Origin of the sequence: Azoarcus sp. KH32C (assembly GCF_000349945.1) — a bacterium.
In the GTDB taxonomy this organism is placed as follows: domain Bacteria; phylum Pseudomonadota; class Gammaproteobacteria; order Burkholderiales; family Rhodocyclaceae; genus Aromatoleum.
Window position 1 is genome coordinate 26,247 of sequence record NC_020548.1, and the last position, 16,891, is coordinate 43,137.

The 16,891-nt window shown below is 64.9% G+C and carries 13 protein-coding genes; 2 read left to right on the plus strand and 11 right to left on the minus strand.

The features are described 5' to 3' along the window. The first annotated feature begins 12 nt into the window (after positions 1–12). Positions 13–921 (plus strand): LysR family transcriptional regulator, encoded by a 909-nt coding sequence (locus tag AZKH_RS22965; RefSeq protein WP_015451683.1) that lies wholly within the window; start codon positions 13–15, stop codon positions 919–921. 59 nt (positions 922–980) lie between these two features. Here the strand turns inward: AZKH_RS22965 and fabF are convergent, their stop codons facing one another. Both fabF and AZKH_RS22975 read right to left on the minus strand, forming a co-directional pair. Then, positions 981–2,246 carry a beta-ketoacyl-ACP synthase II gene (gene fabF, locus AZKH_RS22970; protein ID WP_041658002.1) on the minus strand — a complete coding sequence of 422 codons (1,266 nt, stop codon included), beginning with the start codon at positions 2,244–2,246 and terminating at the stop codon, positions 981–983. 111 nt (positions 2,247–2,357) lie between these two features. Further along, entirely contained in the window at positions 2,358–3,044 is a 687-nt protein-coding gene (locus AZKH_RS22975; protein WP_015451685.1) for an isochorismatase family protein, read from the minus strand. 164 nt (positions 3,045–3,208) lie between these two features. On the opposite strand from AZKH_RS22975, the gene AZKH_RS22980 reads away from it, so the two are divergent. Beyond that, positions 3,209–4,120 (plus strand): LysR family transcriptional regulator, encoded by a 912-nt coding sequence (locus tag AZKH_RS22980; RefSeq protein ID WP_015451686.1) that lies wholly within the window; start codon positions 3,209–3,211, stop codon positions 4,118–4,120. A gap of 67 nt (positions 4,121–4,187) precedes the next feature. Here the strand turns inward: AZKH_RS22980 and AZKH_RS22985 are convergent, their stop codons facing one another. The 9 genes from AZKH_RS22985 to AZKH_RS23025 form a co-directional block, all read right to left on the minus strand. After that, on the minus strand, positions 4,188–5,003 hold the full coding sequence (locus AZKH_RS22985; protein WP_015451687.1) for a DUF5020 family protein: 816 nt from the start codon (positions 5,001–5,003) through the stop codon (positions 4,188–4,190). A gap of 78 nt (positions 5,004–5,081) precedes the next feature. Then, the gene (locus AZKH_RS22990; protein ID WP_015451688.1) at positions 5,082–6,566 is read right to left on the minus strand and encodes an NCS1 family nucleobase:cation symporter-1; all 1,485 of its coding nucleotides are present in this window, start codon (positions 6,564–6,566) and stop codon (positions 5,082–5,084) included. 152 nt (positions 6,567–6,718) lie between these two features. Continuing rightward, the gene (locus AZKH_RS22995) at positions 6,719–8,527 is read right to left on the minus strand and encodes a hydantoinase B/oxoprolinase family protein (RefSeq protein ID WP_015451689.1); all 1,809 of its coding nucleotides are present in this window, start codon (positions 8,525–8,527) and stop codon (positions 6,719–6,721) included. A gap of 10 nt (positions 8,528–8,537) precedes the next feature. Beyond that, positions 8,538–10,634 (minus strand): hydantoinase/oxoprolinase family protein, encoded by a 2,097-nt coding sequence (locus AZKH_RS23000; RefSeq protein ID WP_015451690.1) that lies wholly within the window; start codon positions 10,632–10,634, stop codon positions 8,538–8,540. A 781-nt stretch (positions 10,635–11,415) separates the two neighbouring features. After that, positions 11,416–12,750 carry an MFS transporter gene (locus AZKH_RS23005; RefSeq protein ID WP_015451691.1) on the minus strand — a complete coding sequence of 445 codons (1,335 nt, stop codon included), beginning with the start codon at positions 12,748–12,750 and terminating at the stop codon, positions 11,416–11,418. A 123-nt stretch (positions 12,751–12,873) separates the two neighbouring features. Further along, on the minus strand, positions 12,874–13,956 hold the full coding sequence (locus tag AZKH_RS23010; protein ID WP_015451692.1) for an ABC transporter ATP-binding protein: 1,083 nt from the start codon (positions 13,954–13,956) through the stop codon (positions 12,874–12,876). Positions 13,957–13,964: 8 nt separating this feature from the next. Further along, positions 13,965–14,816, minus strand: a complete 852-nt coding sequence (locus AZKH_RS23015) for an ABC transporter permease (RefSeq protein WP_015451693.1) — start codon at positions 14,814–14,816, stop codon at positions 13,965–13,967. Beyond that, positions 14,816–15,655 carry an ABC transporter permease gene (locus AZKH_RS23020; protein WP_051071804.1) on the minus strand — a complete coding sequence of 280 codons (840 nt, stop codon included), beginning with the start codon at positions 15,653–15,655 and terminating at the stop codon, positions 14,816–14,818. The genes AZKH_RS23015 and AZKH_RS23020 overlap by 1 nt, the downstream gene beginning before the upstream one ends. A gap of 61 nt (positions 15,656–15,716) precedes the next feature. Next, entirely contained in the window at positions 15,717–16,874 is a 1,158-nt protein-coding gene (locus AZKH_RS23025; RefSeq protein ID WP_015451695.1) for a spermidine/putrescine ABC transporter substrate-binding protein, read from the minus strand. Positions 16,875–16,891 lie beyond the last annotated feature (17 nt).

Here is a 16,891-nt window from a genome sequence, read left to right on the forward strand (position 1 = left end):
CGGGGAGGTGAAATGAAGCAGCTCCACGACGTCGATCTGAAGCTGGTGAGGGTTTTTGTGGCGGTGGTTCGCCATGGGGGTTTTTCGGCTGCTCAGGCGGCGCTGAACGTGAGCCAGAGCACGATCAGCGAGCAGATGACGACGCTGGAAGCGCGCCTCGGGCTGACGCTATGCGAACGCGGACGGGGAGGCTTCCGCCTGACCGAGCACGGCCACGCGACTTACGAGGCGGCCCAGCGTCTGCTGCTCGCGGTGGAAAGCTTCTGCATGGACACGAGCGTCCTTGCGCAACGCATTTCCGGACGCCTGCAACTGGGCCTGATCGACAACACGGTGACGGACGAAGCTTCGCCGCTTCCGGCCGCATTGCAGCGCTTCCTCGCGCTCGGCCACGACGTGCAGATCGACATCTACATCGGCAGCCCGGCAGAACTCGAAGCGCGCGTGCTCGACGGCCGCCTGCACGTTGCCATCGGCCATTTCCCCTTGCAGGTGGCGGGGCTCGATTACACGCTGCTTTACGACGAAGCAGACGGCCTGTTCTGCGGCAAAGGGCATCCGCTCCATGCCGCAGAACAGGAGAGCGACGCACAGCAGGAATTGATCTCCGCCAGCCGCGTCGCTGCCCGCGCCTTCCTGCAGGAAAGAGATCTGCGCCTGCTCAACGCGCGCGTAGCGTCGGCAACCGTGGACAACGTCGAGGCGCAGGCGATACTGATCCTGTCGGGGGCCTATATCGGTTTTCTGCCCCTGCACTACGCGCAGCGCTGGGTCGATTCAGACCGCATGCGCCGACTGCGTCCGCAAAGCCTTGAGACGAGATGGCCATTTACGGTGGTGACCCGCCGGGGGATGGCGATGCCGGCCTTGCTGCGCGCCTTCATCGATGGGTTGCGGTTCGCAGGAACCGCAACCGGTTAGAAGTCACGGTATGCGCGGGGAGATCACGCGCCCCCAGGGACTTTTGCCCCCGGGGTTGCTCAGCGGCTGCCGAATACCAGCGCTGCGTTGGTGCCGCCGAAGCCGAACGAATTCGACAGGACGGTACGAATCGGGCGCACCTTCGCGAGGCCGGGCACGAGGTCCATGTCGCCGAATTCCGCCGGGGGCGCCGCGAGGTTCAGGGTCGGCGGGGCAAGCTGGTCGCGCAGCGCGAGGATCGACAGGATGGCTTCGACCGCACCGGCCGCGCCCAGCAGGTGCCCCATCGCAGATTTCGTCGACGACACCGACAGCCCATCCTCCGCGTGCCGGCCGAACACATCGCGGATCGCCCGCAGTTCGACCAGGTCGCCAAGCGGGGTCGATGTTGCGTGCGCGTTGACGTAGTCGACCTCGTCGGGAGCGAGGCCCGCCCAGGCGAGCGCCGCCCGCATCGCGCGCGCCGCGCCGTTGCCATCCTCGGGGGGCGCTGCGATGTGGTAGCCGTCGCCGGACAACCCGTAGCCGAGCACTTCGGCATGGATGCGCGCGCCGCGGGCACGCGCGTGCTCATAGTCTTCCAGCACCACGACGCCACTGCCCTCGCCCATCACGAAGCCGTCGCGCTCGGCGTCCCACGGGCGGGAAGCGTCGTGCGGGCGGTCGTTGAAGCCGGTCGACAGCGCACGGGCCGCGCAGAAGCCCGCGATGCCCAGCCGCGATACCGCGGCCTCGGTGCCACCGGCGACCATCACGTCCGCGTCGCCCAGCATGATCATGCGCGCCGCATCGCCGATGGCATGGGCGCCGCTGGCGCAGGCGGTCGCGACGCCATGCGTGGGCCCACGCAGGCCGTGACGGATCGCGATGTGGCCGGCGGCAAGATTGATGAGCGTCGAGGGAATGAAGAACGGCGAGATGCGCCGCACCCCTTGTTCGCGCAGCGTCACCGCCCCGTCGGAAAGCGCCGGCAGGCCGCCGATGCCGGAGCCGATCAGCACGCCCGTACGTTCGCGCGCGTCCTGCGTCTCAGGTTGCCAACCCGCGTTGTGCAGCGCCTGATCGGCTGCACACAGCGCGTACATCGCGAAGAGGTCCATCTTGCGCTGGTCCTTGACCGGCACCCATTCGTCGGCACTAAACCCGCCGTCGGCGCAGCTGCCCTGCGGCACCAGACCGGCGATCTTCGATGGCAGGTCGGATACGTCGAAGCGGTCAATCCCGCCGATACCCGACGCTCCCGACAGCAGCCGCGACCAGGTCTTTTCGACCCCCACGCCAAGCGGCGTCACCAGCCCCATTCCGGTCACCACCACGCGCCGCAACACCCTCGGACCGGCTCCCGCGTTCGCCATCTGCTTTACCCTTGCGTATGAGTTTGCTACGAAGGGGCCGCGCCACCCCGCGGCCCCTTCCCGTCGCTCGCGGCGCCGGGATCAGCCCTTCATCGAATAGAGGTAATCGACGCAGCGATCGACCGACTCGACGTCCGCGAACTTGGCGTCGATGTCGAACAGGTTCCATTCGACGGCGCCCGGCACGCGGTCACCGATGCACTCGCGCACGGCGATCGTACGGAAGCCTTCGGCAAGGCCGTCGCACAGCGTCGTGCGCACGCAGGCCGAAGCGGTCACGCCGGTCACGAGGATGGTGTCGACACCGGCGGCGCGCAGGAAGCCCGCGAGGTAGGTGCCATGGAAGGAGCTCGCGCGCTTCTTGATCAGCACCTGCTCGCCCGCGATCGGCGCGATGCGCGAGTCGATCGCCCAGATGTTCTCGTCTTCCTGATTGACGACGTCGACCGGGATCTTGTTGTGCCACAGGCCCATGTCGGTGTGCGGATTCTTGCGGTCGGTGACCTGATAGCAGGTCGTCACGTGGATCACCGGGTGGTTGTTCTCGCGGCAGGCCTTCAGCAGGCGCTGCACGCCGGGGATGATCTCGTCGTCGATCTTCTCGCAGGTGAAGGGGTTGCCGGGACGGGTCCAGGCGTTGGCCAGGTCGACGTTGATCAGTGCCGGCTTTTTGCCGAAACCCACACGGCGCTGGAAGCCGCGCTCCTGATACAGCTTGGTGGCTTGGGCAAAGGCTTGCTTGAGCATCGCGTTCAGTTCGTTATCCATTTGAGCTTCATCTCCAGTCGGTGTCTATCGTTTCGGTTGCGACAAAGATGTCTTTGTCTGGAGAAATACTAGCGGATACTATTGACTCGTCTATTTACAATTAATCGCCTATTATTGCGTTTCATGAAAGCACATTCGAGCAACCCACCCGGAGCAATCCCCCCATGCGCTTCGAACTTCGCCACATGCGGGCCTTTGTCGCGGTCGCCGAAGAGCTGCAGTTCCGCCCCGCGGCCGAGCGGCTGTACATGACGCAATCAGCGCTCACGCGCACCATCCAGCACCTCGAGGAAGCGGTCGGCGCGGAGCTGCTGTCACGGACCACGCGCGTCGTGCAGCTCACCGAGGCCGGGCGCACCTTCCTCTACGAATGCCGGCTCGCGCTCGGTCACATCGAGAAGGCGTCGCTCCTTGCGCAGGCCGCGGCCGACGGCAAGGTGGGCTACCTGCGCATCGCCTACATGGATTTCGCGATCAACGGCAAACTGCCCGCGATCATCGAAAAATTCCTGAGGACGCATCCCGGCATCAAGGTCGAGCTGTTCCACATCCCCAGCTCGAAGCAGAAGGAGGCGCTGCTCGAGTCGCGCATCGACATCGGTTTCCTGATTGGGCCATTCGAGTCTCCGACGATCAGCCAGCTCGCGGTCACACGCGAGGAGTTGGTCGTGCTGCTGCCGGAGGCCCATCCGCTCGCCGAGAAACCCGCGATCTCGATCCGGGACCTCGTGAACGAGAAATTCATCCTCGGCTCGAAGGATTCCTGGGAGGCCTTTCGGGCGCATTTCTTCGCGCTCTGCCACGCCGCGAACTTCTCGCCGGTGGTCGCGCAGGAAGCTTCGACGAGCGACGGCATCTTCGGCCTCGTCGCGGCCAATATCGGCGTCGCGCTATACACGCGTTGTGCCGAGAACATCCAGCGCAAGGGATTGGTGATCCGCCCGCTGGTGGGGCGGCAAAAGACGCTGGAAACCCTCGCGTGCTGGCGCAAGGACATCCTGACGCCGACGGTCGAGCGCTTCGCGCAGTTCCTGCACGACAACGCCGACGAGTTCGGCATCGCGCAGGAAGCCTGAGCGGAAACGGAACTGCACCGGGGCGGCCGACGTCGCCCCGGTGCAGTGGTTGATCACGCTACCCCGGCTAGAACTTCACGACCATCATGATGTTCGGAAAGCTCTCGTTGAGCCCTTCAATGCCGTACTTGTTGCGCCAGTACTGGTACTCGGTCCCGACGTAGATCGCATCGCGACGTCCCGACACCAGCTGGCCCAGATCAAACCGCAGCTGCGGCTGGCACAGCGTCTGATTGACGGTGCCCTGCCCGCGCGCACCGATGAAGTCGCAGAAGCCCTCGAAGCTCCACTGCGTGCCGCCGATGCTGAACGGCAGGCGCCACACCGGGGTCACCTGATAGCTGTTGCGATAATGGGTCTGCACGCCGTTGAACTGCGAGCGGTCGTCGTAGGCGAGCAGATCGACGTTCAAGTAGCTGAAGCCGGGCACGGTGAAATCGAGCGTCACGCCGTACAGCAGGATGCGCGTGCCCGCACCGCCGGTTGTCGCGCCGGCGTTGACGCCGGCGGTCAGGCTGACGTCCTTCAGCACGCTGCCGCCGAAAGTCGCGCCGGTGGTCTTGCCGAGGCTCAGGTAATGGTAGTACTCCCCGTAGATGTCGTTCGCACGCGGCGCGTTCTTCGTCCCCCAGTAGGAATCGATGAAGAAGTAGTTGCGTCCGTAGGCATAGCCGCTCACGTGTTGCAGCGTGATCGTCGTCTTCGTGACTTCGTCGTGAATGCCCGGATCGCGGAAGCGGGTGCCGTTGAGCACCTGCACGTCCGTCTCGCTCCACTCCGAGGCCACGGCGGAACCGAGATGACCTGCGATGACAAACGCAAGAATTCCGCCAATGACGGCTCCGACGCGACGAAGTCCGATCTTCCCTGAAAGCTGTTTCATGTCACATGTCCCTAGTGTGATTCAGTGATGTTGTAGTTATCTGCTTGTGTTACTGCCAATGCGCCACGGCGCCCCCGGTCAAACCCTCTCGACCGCGAGGCCACGGCTCAACCCGGCGGTCTCCGGGGCCATCAACAGCCGGTAAGTCCCCATGGACAGGAACAGCCCCACGAACCACGCGTAGTTGTAGAGCTCCGTGAAGAACCCCGGGACATCGGCAAATGCCACGGGAAAAGCGGCGTGGAGGAATCCCGGCAGGTTTGGCAGGACGCCGATGGCGAATGCGATCAGCGCCGACACGTTCCAGCCGTTCCGGTACGCGTACCGCCCGTTCAAGTCGAAGAGATCGTCGACATCGAGCCGCGTGCGGCGGATCAGCCAGTAGTCGGCCAGCATGATTCCCAGCACCGGCCCGAGCAGCGCGCCGTAGCCGATGAGCCAGGTGAAGATGTAGCCCTGGGTGGATTCAGCGAGTTTCCACGGCATGATCACGATGCCGATGACCGCCGTGATGTAGCCGCCCCGAGCAAAGTTGATGTGCCGGGGAAAGATGGCGGCGAAGTCATAGGCCGGTGCGACGGTATTGGCCGCGAGGTTCACGCACAGGGTATCGAGGGTGATGATCGCCAGGCCGATGGCCACCGCGATGCCTTCCATCCGGCTCGCCAGATCGACGGGATCCCAGATCGCCTTGCCGTAGATGACGACGGTGGCCGAGGTCACGGCGACGCCGACGAAGGCCAGCAAGGCCATCGGGATCGGCAGGCCGACCGCCTGACCCACGTAGTGCTCGCGCTGGGATGCGGAAAAGCGCGTGAAGTCGGGGATGTTCATCGCCAGCGTCGACCAGAACCCCGCCATCGCCGTGAGCGAGGGCCAGAATACCGCCCAGAACTGACCCGCCTTCGGGCCGCCGGGAGCGAATTGGGACGGCGCCGTGAACATCTGGCCGAAGCCGTCGGCCTTGTCGTAGGCCCACCACAGCAGCGCGAGCACGATCACGACCTTGAGGGGAGCGGTGAAGGTCTCGATCTTCCTCACCGACTCCGGCCCCCGCGCGATGAAGTAAAGATGCAGCGCCCAGAAGATGAAGAAGCACGTCAATTGCCCCGCGTTGACGCCGGCCCACGCCATCTTCGGCCCGTCGAGCGCCCCGCCGCTCAGGAGATTGCCGATCGCATAGATGGCGCTCCCCCCCACCCAGCACTGGATGCCGAACCAGCCGCAGGCGACGAGCGCCCGCAGCAGGGCCGGCAGCTTGTTGCCCTGCACGCCGAAGGACGATCGCACCAGCACGGCGAAAGGCACGCCATAGCGGGCGCCGGGATGACCGATCAACAGCATCGGCACCAGCACGATGGCATTGCCGGCGAACACGATCGTGACCGCCTGCATCGCCGACATGCCCTGGTCCATCAGCCCCGCCGCCAGCATGTAGCAAGGGATACACATGACCATGCCGATCCACAGGGCGGCGTAATCCTGCCAGCGCCAGGTCCTGTGAGCCGGGTCGGTCGGCGCGAGATCCTCGTTCCAGATCTCGGACTGGGTGTTGTTGTTCATGACGCAACTCCTCCTCGATGACTCGATATTTGTTGGAATGACGAACAAAGGCCTGGGGGCCTGCGCCGGAACACGCGCGCACGCCTCCCCACCCGGCCTTGCGGCCGGGTGTGATGGAGCTACTGACTAAAGGGAGGGAACTGCCGCGCCTGTCAGGCCGGTGCGGTCACGGACGCTTGCGGGGAAACAAGCATCTGCCGCTCCAGGCGGAGCAGCGTGCGGTGGGACTGGGTGGCCGCCGCGTCGAGGACGAGGTCTTCCGAAATGATCACGCCATAGACTTTGCGGGCGTGCTCGAGGGTGCAGAAGTCGTCCATCACGTCTTCCAGCACCTGGCGGGCCGGACGATCGAGCGGGTCGCCGTAGCCGCCGCCGCAGGGCGCGTAGTACGACATGCCGCCGCCTGCCGCCACGCGCAGGTTCGAAAACTTCGCGTAGGTGTCGTACTTCGTACCGTTTGCGTGGAAGATCTCGACCCGGCCTGCGACGCCGTCGGTGCCGCCGAATGCGCCCCAAGGCACGTCGTGATGGCGCTCGGACTCGTGCGTGATCGCGCCGTCGGTGAGCAGGCGCTGCGTCTTGACGACCCCGATGCCGCCACGGAACTGCCCGGCCCCGGGCACCACGTCGTCGCGCAGTTCATAGCGGTCGCACACCATCGGCAGGTGCATGCCGAGGTCCTCGATCGGGTTGTTGCGCGTGTTGGCCATCAGGTTGTCGATCGAGTCCGGACCGTCGGAATGCGGCCGGCCGCCGTAGGCGCCCTCATTGACTTCGAGGAACACCCAGTAGTCGCCGTCGGGCTTGATGCCCGAGTAGGCCGCGAAGGACAACGTCGCCGAGTTGCCCGCGGTGACGCGCTGCGGGATCACCGGCGAGAGTGCCTTGATGATGAGGTCGATCATGCGGTTGCACTGCGTGAAGCGCGCTTCGGCCGCCGCCGGATAGATCGGGTTGAAGATCGACCCTTTCGGCGCCGTGACCTTGATCGGGCGGAAGGAACCCTCGTTGGGCGGCAGCTTCACTTCCATCAGCGCGGTGTCGGTCAGCATCGCGCGGAAGGCGCAGTAGCAGGCCGGCTTCGTCGAACCCTCGAAAGGCACGTTGAAACCGGTCGGCACCTGGTCCGCCGAGCCGGTGAGATCGACCTCGACGCTGTCGCCGGTGACGCGCACGCAGACCTTGATCGGCAGACGCTTGTCGCGGTTCGCGCCGTCGTCGTCGAGATAGCCCTCGGCGAAGTACTCGCCGTCGGGAATTTCCGCGATCCGGGCGCGCATCATCGACTCGGTGTAGTCCATCAGCTGGTTGGCCGCGCCGAACACCGTCTCCTTGCCGTAGGTGTCGAGGAGCTCCTGCATGCGCTGCGCGCCGAGCATCGCCGACGCGATCTGCGCGTCGATGTCGTCCTTGGTCTGCTTCGCGGTGCGGCTGTTGTGGCTGATGTACTGCCACAGGCCCTCGTTGCGCTTGCCGCCCTCGTAGAGCTTGATGCCGGCGAAGAGCATGCCCTCGGCGAAGACGTCCGGAATGTCGATGATGAGGCCCGGGGTCGCCGCGCCGATGTCGACGTGGTGGGCGGTGTTCGCCGCAAAGGCGACGAGCTCGCCGCGCCAGAATACCGGCACGACGATGCACAGGTCGGGACTGTGGCTCGATCCGTAATAGGGGTGGTTGTGGATGACGACGTCGCCCTCGTTCCACACGCCGCCCTGCAGGCATTGGTTGATGCCCCGCAGGTAGGCCGGGATCGAGCCGATGTGCAGCGGCGAGCCTTCGGATTCGGTCAGCGTGTTGAACTGCAGGTCGAAGAGGCCCGCGCCGATGTCCTGCGACTCGCGGATGATCGACGAGAAGGACATGCGATACAGGACGTGGCCCATCTCCTCGGCGATGGTGTGCAACGCGCCGCTGATGACCTGCAGGGTGATCGGATCGACCTTGGTGCTGGACGGATTCATCTGGTTCTCCTTAGACGCGCTGCGCATTGATGTGGATGTTGCCCTTGGCCGACACCTTGGCCACGTAGCCCGGGGGCACCAGCGTCGTCGAATCGTGCTGGACGATGATCGCGGGACCGGAAAGCTGGTGACCCGCTTTCAGCTTCTTGCGGTCGTAGCGCGGCGTCGCGTAAGTTTTCCTGTCATCGAAGATCGTCGGCCGCTCGTACATCAGGGCCGCATCGAGGCTGCTCCCCGCGGCATCCTCCAGCGCCGGCCACGCGAGCGGGCGCGTGCGGGCGATGCCGATGATGCGGATCGTCACGATCTCGACATCCACGTCATCGAAGGCCCAGCCGTAATCCCGCTTGTGCTGCGCCTGGAAGCTCGCCTTGACCGCGGCGAGCTTCTCCCCGTCTAGCCGGCCGTCGGGGATATCCGCGCGCAGCTCGAAACCCTGCCCGTGGTAACGGCACTCGGCGATGCGCACGAAGTGCTGGTTGTCGGCGGGTACGCCGTCATCCTCGAGGCGCTCGCGGCACAGCGCAGTCAGGTCGTCGATCACGCAGTTCAGCTTGTCGAGCGCGGGCTGCTCCACGTTCTTCAACACGGTCGGAACAGAGCGCATGAACTCGTATTGCATGTCGGTGACGAGCAGCCCGATCGCGGCGGTGATGCCAGGAGCCGGCGGCACGATCACCTCGCGCGCCGACACGGCCTCCGCGAGTGCCACGCCATTGAGCGGACCGGCGCCGCCGAAGGGCGCGAGCGCGAACTTGCGTGGGTCGTAACCCTTCGCGACCGAATTCGCGCGGATCGCGAGCGACATGTTGGAGTTGAGGATGCGGATGATGCCCAGCGCGGCCTCTTCGACAGTGAGCCCGAGGGGCTCTGCGACCTTCGTGCGGATCGCTTCACGTGCGAGCTCGGCGTCGATCTGGATGCCGCCGCCGAGGAAATGGTCCGGGTCGAGACGCCCGAGCACGACCTGCGCATCGGTCACCGTCGGCTCCGTGCCGCCCTTGCCGTAGCAGGCCGGCCCGGGATCGGCACCCGCCGAACGCGGCCCGACGCGGAAGGCGCCGCCTTCGTCGATGTACGCGATCGAGCCGCCGCCCGCGCCCATCGTCGCGAGGTCGATCATCGGCGCGAGGATCGGATACGCACCCACGTAGGTATCGCGCGGGTTCATGATCTTGACCTTGCCGTCGGGGATCGTGCTGAAGTCCGCCGACGTGCCGCCGATATCGACAGTGATGATGTTCTTCTCGTCAGACAGCGCGCCGGCCCAGCGTCCGCCCATCACGCCCCCGGCAAGCCCCGACATCAGGATCGAGACCGCCTCCTTCGAACACTTCTCGACTGTGGACACGCCGCCGTTCGACTGCATGATCCGCAGGTGCGCCTTGATGCCTGCATCGAGGAGTTTCTGTTCGAGGTTCTTCAGGTAATGCGAGGTCTTCGGGCCGACATAGGCATTCATCGCCGTCGTCGAGAAGCGCTCGTACTCGCGGATGACGTTCGCGACTTCGGACGAGCACGACACGTACGCGTCGGGCAGCACCTCCTGGATGATCTCCTTGGCCCGGCGCTCGTGGGTATCGTTGAGGAAGGAATAGAGGAAGCAGACGATCACGGACTTGATGCCGCGCGCCTTGAAGAGCTCGGCCGCGGCGCGCACTTCGTCCTCGGCCAGCGCCTGGGTCACCTCGCCGTGCGGCGGCATGACGCGTTCACTGATCGCGATGCGGTTGCGGCGCTTCACGAGCGGCCGCGACTGCCAGGGCACGTCGAACTGCAGCGAGAAGTTCTCCGGCCGCTTGTGCCGGCCGATGTGCAGGATGTCGCGGAAACCGCGCGTCGTCAGCATGCCGACTTCCGCGCCGTTGTGCTCGATCGTGATGTTGGTCGCGACCGTCGTGCCATGGACGATCATGCGCACGTCGCTGGGATAGATGCCGCCGATGCGGCAGATCTCCAGGATGCCGCGTAGCACGCCCTCGGACTGATCCCAGGGCGTGCTCGGCACCTTGTGAACATAGACGCGATTGGCGCCCCGGTTCTCGCCTTCGATCTCGAGAACGAGGTCGGTGAAAGTACCCCCGACATCCACTCCGATTCTTGCCATAACTGTCTCCTTCATTCCTTGGTTATTGCGTTTTCGTCTCACCCAGGGGTGGTGGGCTACCGCTTTCCAGATGACTCCCCGTGCTGCAATGGGTGGATTGATAGGGAATCGCGGCTTGAGCTGGATACTAGGCGCCAGATTCTTGTCGGTCTATTGAGTGTTTTCTGGCGACTATTACCATGCTGATCAATAGTCTATTTCGCAATGCAGTACGCAGCCGCGCCAGCATTTATCCAGGCGGGATGCTGCGTGTCCCCGGAGGGGGACGCTCTGGCGCGATGGGATTGGCGGATGGGGGAAGCGACGTCGAACCGGCTGACGTCAACGAGGGCGCGAGCGACAGTGCTGCGGTGCGGAAATTGTTCCGCCAAACGGAAGCGGAAGAGCGAGCGCGAACAGCGACAGCAGCGATTCGGAGGCTGTATTCGGATGCCCGAACCGGTGAAAGCCCTTCGCGTCTCCAGGCCGGAAGAGGCGTTCCGCCGTCGGCCCCACCCGACGCGCCGCGGGCGTCAGGCCGCGCGGCGGCCAGCCGCCATCACCCCACGATCGCGATGCTTGGGGTGCTGACCCCGGGGTGAGTTACGAAGCGGTCGAACCGACCGCCAGACCTCACGAATTCGTGCGGCATCGTTGAGGCTGAAGAAATGCAATCCCGACGCCCCGAGCGACAACAGCCGCTCGTACGAGCGGCTCATGATCTCGATGCCGAAGGCTCGAATCGATGCCCTGTCGCCGAAGGCCGCGAGTGCGCCACGGGCTTACAAGGGCACGACGGCGATCATCCAGCCACGCTGTCGAAGGCCTTGCCGTCACGCACCTTCGCGTACATCAGCGCGATCAGCGCCACCACGGCAGCGGCGACGAGGTACCACGCGGGGGCGAAAGCATTGCCGGTCTGCTTGATCAGCCAGGTGCACATGAAGGGCGCGGTGCCGCCGAAGATCGTGTTCGCGAGATTGAAGCTGAAGGCGAAGCCGCTGTAGCGGATGCGCGTCGGGAACATCTCGGCGAGGAAGCACGCGAGCGTGCCGTCGTTCATCGCGAGCAGTGCGCCGAAGGCGATCTGCACGCCCACGAGGGTCATGAACTCGGCCCCGGGCAGCAGCTTGAAGAGCGGCACGCTGGCACCGATGAAGACCAGGGAGGCGACCACGAGCATCGCCTTGCGGCCGACGCGGTCCGACAGCGAACCCATCGCGAAGATGAAACCGATGTAGGTCACGAGCGAGATCGTCGCGGCCAGGAAGGAACTCGACTCCGACAGGCCCTGCTCGGTGCTCAGGTAGGTCGGCATGTACGACAGCAGCACGTAGAAGCCGACCGCATTCAGGCACGCGACCCCCAGCGAGACCAGCACCGCGCGGCGATGAGGGCCGAGCAGCTGGCTGATCGGCGCGGCCTCGTGCGCGTGATGAGTCGTCGATTCCATCTTGCGGAACGCCGGCGTGTCCTCCAGGTTGTTGCGGATGTAGCGCCCGATCAGGCCGAAGGGCGCGGCGAGGAGGAAGGGCAGACGCCAGCCCCAGTCGTGCAGTTGCTCGGCAGTGAGCCACGAATGCATCCCCGCGACCAGCAGCGACCCGAAGAGGAGGCCCGCCGCGGTACTCGCCGGCACGAGGCTCGTGTAGAAGCCGCGGTGCTCGGGCGGCGCATATTCGGCGATGAAGGCCGATGCGCCTGCATACTCGCCCGACGCGGAAAAGCCCTGGACCATCCGCACGAGGAGCAGCAGGACGGGCGCCCAGATGCCGGCGGTGTCATAGCCCGGCAGGAAGGCGATGGCGACGGTCGATGCGGACATGATCAGGATCGAAAGCGACAGCGCCTCCCGGCGCCCGACGCGGTCCCCGATGTGGCCCCAGATGATGCCCCCGATGGGGCGGATGAAGAACGAGATCGCGAACACCGCGAACGTCGACATCAGCGCGGTCGTCTTGTCTTCCGACGGGAAGAACACCGACGCGATGATTGTGGCGAGATAGCCGTAGGCCGCATAGTCGAACCATTCGACGAAGTTGCCGATGAAGCTGCCGGCGGCGGCGCGGCGTAGGACTCGTTGTTCCTCAGATGTGTTGGTGTACGGTACTTGCAGCGTCGCTTCTTGCGTTGCCATGGATGTCTCCTCCGGTATTCGACCGTTGCCGTTTCGCTTCGGCACGGCCGGTCTCCTCGAATATTTGTTTTGGTCCCCGAAGCGGGGATAGAGTCGGCGCGGCCCTCTTACCGCGCCGGAAGTTCAGTGGTGGAAAAAGTGCGCGGCAGCGGCAGGCCACGAGGCGACGACCGAGTCCCCGGGCTGCACACCGAGCGCGTCATAGGTCCGCTCCGGCAGGATGACCTTGAGGTCGTCGTCGATCCCCGGTACATCGAGGAACAGCGTGACCATGTTTCCGACGAACTTGTGGCTCAGGAAACGCGCCCGCACATGGTTCTCGTGCTGCGGCGCGTCGCCGATGGCGATATGGTCGGCATTGACGTAGAAATCCGCCTGGGCCCCGTTCGATGCGGCAAAGCCGCCACGCGACACCGTCATGCCGCCGGTGGGCGTATTCAGGCGAATCGACTGGTCGCCGGTTTCGGCCACGCTGCCGCGCAGGATCGTCACGTTGCCGATGAACTCGGCGACGAAACGGTTGGACGGATGGCGATAGATCGTCTGCGGCGAACCGATCTGCTCGACCTTGCCGCGGCTCATGATCACGACACGGTCGGCCATCGAGAAGGCTTCGGTCTGGCTGTGCGTGACATACACGAAGGTGATGCCCAGTTCGCGCTGCAGCGAGCGCAGCAAGGCCTGCATGCGTACGCTCAGATGCGCGTCCAGTGCGCTCAGCGGTTCGTCGAGCAGCAGGACCTTCGGCTCGGTGACCAAGGCGCGCGCAAGGGCGACCCGCTGCCGTTGCCCGCCGGAGAGCTGCGTCACGTTCCGGCTCGCGAACTCGCTGAGTTCCAGCTTCTGGAGCCAAGCCAGCGAACGGCGGTCGCGCTCGGCCTTCGCCACGCCACGCATCTTCAGGCCGAAGCCGACGTTGTCGAGCACGCTCAGGAAGGGAAACAGCGCGAGGCTCTGCCACACCAGCGGGAGCTCCCTTCGCCACGGAGGCAACCCCTTCTGCGAGCGCCCCTCAAGGCGGATCTCGCCCGTCGACGGCTCCTCGAGCCCTGCCAGCATGCGCAGCATCGTCGTCTTGCCGCAGCCGCTCGACCCCATGATCGCCAGGAACTCCCCTTCGCGAATGCTGAACGAGGTCTCCGTCACCGCGGTGTAGTCGCCGAATCTCTTCGATACGCGATCGATCTCTACCAGTGCTTCACTCATGATGAGCCTCACAAAGACAATCCGTTGTTGGAAGCGAGGGCCGCCGCCGGCTGTTCGGGGCCGTTGTCGGCGGCAGCGCGCTTCGCCTTTCCGATGCCGGAAAACCCCATGCCGATCGCGACGAGCAGGATCGAGGAGCTGAACACCGCCGTGCCGATCGCGTTGATCACCGGACTTACCTGCCCTTGCAGGAACACCAGCACGCGCACCGGCACCGTCTCGTTCAGGCCGGACACGAACCACGCGACCGCGAACTCGTCGAAGGACACCGCAGCCGTGATCAGGAAGGCCGCGAACAGGCTCTGCTTGCAGAACGGGATCACGACATGCCACAGCGTCTGCGTCGGGGAGGCGCGCAGGTTCCATGAGGCCTCTTCGAGCGCGCCGTCCATCTGTGCGAGACGCAGGCGGATCATCGCCATCGCGAACGGCAGCGCGATCACGACGTGGCTGATCAGCACCGCACCGATCTCCCCGGCAAGATTGATCCGCGAGAGGTACGACAGCATGCCCAGGCCCATAATCACCGCCGGGATCGTCGGCGGCAGCAGCATCAGCAGGCTGAACAGCGACTTCCCGCGGAAATTGAAGCGGAAGTCGCAGTAGGCCGCGCAGAAGCCCAGCACCGTCGATAGCAGCGCGACGGGCACCGACACCATCACGCTACGCTGGAAGGCCTCGATGACCGATGGATCGCTGAAGGTTCCGCCGTACCACTCGGTCGTGAAGCCCTGCAGCGGCAGCGACGGAAAGCGGTCGGCATTGAAGGAAAAGACCAGGCTGGCGGCGATCGGCGCCAGGATGAACAGGAAGGTATAGGCGGTGTAGGTCCAGCCGAACCAGCGGGCAATTCGTAGCATCACTTCCGCCTCCCGTAAGCCAGTCGGACCGCGGCGAGGGATGTCGCGACCAGGGTCAGGATCATCACGACCGCGACGACCGCCGCGCGCGGCCACTGCTGGCCGGACTTGGTGGTGTCGATGATCAGGTTGCTCAGCGTGGGAGGGGCTCCGCCGCCGAGGTATGTCGGCGCGACGAAATCGCCGAACGCGAGGATGAACGCGAACAGCGCGCCCACGACGAGCGAAGGCTTGCCGAGCGGGATGATCACGCCGAAGAGCGTCCGGACCGGGCCCGCGCGCAGGTTGTGGGCCGCCTCGATCAGGCTGCGGTCGATCTGCGCCAGTCCCATCGTCTGCACCAGCGTCACCAGCGGCAGCGCGAGCGTCACGTACCCGACGAGCGAACCGAAATCGGTGTTGAGCATCGGCAAGGGGGCGACCCCGACCAGCCCCAGCAGCGCGTTGACGATGCCGTTGTCGGACAGGAAGGCCTGCCACGAATACACGCGGACGAGGTAACTCGTGAAGAACGGCACCACCAGGAACATCAGCGCGAGCTTGCGCGTACGCTCCGACACCGTGAACGCCAGACTGCAGGCGGCGGGAAAGGAACAGCAGGTCGTGACGACCGCCGCCCCGAGCGCCAATGTCCAGGTATGTCCGTAGGCCGACCAGAACGAACTGCGGCTCAGCATGAAGTCCCAGTTTTTGAACGTCATGTCCGGTTCCAACCGGAAATTGACGACGCTCCAGAACGAGATGACGAGGAGAAAAAGGAGCGGTAGCAGGAAAAACGCCAGCTGCCACAGCAGGGGTGGCAGCAGCAAAGGCCACCGCCGATGACTGGTGTGCGACATGGTGAGGACTCCGGGAGTCACCCCGGGCAGACGCAAACGCCTGCCCGGTGAAGGGCAAGGCTCAGGCTTTTTCCTTGTACTCGGACCAGAAGTCGTTCCAGTCCTCGATACGCTGCTGCACCGGCAACTGCCGGAAGGTGATCTTCCCGGAGCGGATGTCGTCCATCACGCTATGCCCCTGCAGCACCATGCCCTGCCGCCGCGCTTCCGCGGGATCGCTCTGCGCCAGCAGTTCCCAGCCCTTGCGGTTGGGAATCAGCGCCGGATAGGCCGCCATCTTCGCCGACTTCACCTGCCCCTGTGCCGACGTGATGTACTGGATGAAGGCATTCGCGAGATCGCGGTTGCGCGTGCCCTTGCCGATCGACAGTGATTCGGTCCATTGCAGACCGCCCTCGTCCGGTACCACCGAACTCACTTTGGCGCCGGCGCGCGCCAGCGTGCCGGTGATCCAGTCGCCAATGCCGCACGCTAGGTGGAGTTGGCCGTTTTTGAGGCCGCTGAAGGTGCCGCCGTAATCGAAGAAGCCCGCGACCTGCGGACGCAGCGACTTCAGCACGGTTTTCAGCTTCGCGAACTGATCCGCCTCGAGCTTGTAGGGCGCCTTGTGGCCGGCGTAGAGGCTGACCTCCCCCATGTTCGGCAGATACCAGTCGAAATGTCCGACCTTGCCCTTGTAGGCCGGATCCCAGTACACCTTGAACGAACGCGCCTTGCTTTCCGGCACCGCGTCGGTGTTGTAGGCGACTCCCAGGAATCCGAAGCGGACCATCACCGCATACAGGTCGTTGCCGTCCCAGTGCCCCGGAAACTTCTGGAACTCGGGGAAATAGTCGTCGAACGTATAGTCTTTTGCATCGAGGCGCTCGAGATAGCCCGCCTTGCGCAGCTGCGGCACGTACTCCGCATCGGACAGGATCAGGTCGTAGGTGCCGGCCGGCGACTGCGAGATCAGCGCGAGCATGTTGTCGCCGCCGGTGTAGTACTTCGGCTTCACCTTGACGTTGTGCTTGGCTTCGAACTCCGCGACGACGTCCGGCTCGGCATGGCCGTACCACGCCAGCATCGTCAGGGTGCGCGGCTGGCCGGCCGCGGTTTGCGCGCTACTCGGTACGGAAACCAATGACAGCGGCAACGCGCTGCCCACTGCCAGGGCGCTTCCACCTTGCAGCAACCGACGGCGGACTGGGGACTGCAGGGTCTTGTCTTCGTCTTTCATGGCGATCTCCTTTGGTA

What these genes read in the sequence shown, in the direction of transcription:
- AZKH_RS22980 (WP_015451686.1), top strand. Translation starts at nt 3,209, where the DNA reads ATGCGCTTCGAACTTCGCCACATGCGGGCCTTTGTCGCGGTCGCCGAA.
- AZKH_RS22985 (WP_015451687.1), bottom strand. Translation starts at nt 5,003, where the DNA reads ATGAAACAGCTTTCAGGGAAGATCGGACTTCGTCGCGTCGGAGCCGTC.
- AZKH_RS23000 (WP_015451690.1), bottom strand. Translation starts at nt 10,634, where the DNA reads ATGGCAAGAATCGGAGTGGATGTCGGGGGTACTTTCACCGACCTCGTT.
- AZKH_RS22975 (WP_015451685.1), bottom strand. Translation starts at nt 3,044, where the DNA reads ATGGATAACGAACTGAACGCGATGCTCAAGCAAGCCTTTGCCCAAGCC.
- AZKH_RS22995 (WP_015451689.1), bottom strand. Translation starts at nt 8,527, where the DNA reads ATGAATCCGTCCAGCACCAAGGTCGATCCGATCACCCTGCAGGTCATC.
- AZKH_RS23015 (WP_015451693.1), bottom strand. Translation starts at nt 14,816, where the DNA reads ATGCTACGAATTGCCCGCTGGTTCGGCTGGACCTACACCGCCTATACC.
- AZKH_RS22965 (WP_015451683.1), top strand. Translation starts at nt 13, where the DNA reads ATGAAGCAGCTCCACGACGTCGATCTGAAGCTGGTGAGGGTTTTTGTG.
- AZKH_RS23010 (WP_015451692.1), bottom strand. Translation starts at nt 13,956, where the DNA reads ATGAGTGAAGCACTGGTAGAGATCGATCGCGTATCGAAGAGATTCGGC.
- AZKH_RS22990 (WP_015451688.1), bottom strand. Translation starts at nt 6,566, where the DNA reads ATGAACAACAACACCCAGTCCGAGATCTGGAACGAGGATCTCGCGCCG.
- AZKH_RS23025 (WP_015451695.1), bottom strand. Translation starts at nt 16,874, where the DNA reads ATGAAAGACGAAGACAAGACCCTGCAGTCCCCAGTCCGCCGTCGGTTG.
- AZKH_RS23020 (WP_051071804.1), bottom strand. Translation starts at nt 15,655, where the DNA reads ATGTCGCACACCAGTCATCGGCGGTGGCCTTTGCTGCTGCCACCCCTG.
- AZKH_RS23005 (WP_015451691.1), bottom strand. Translation starts at nt 12,750, where the DNA reads ATGGCAACGCAAGAAGCGACGCTGCAAGTACCGTACACCAACACATCT.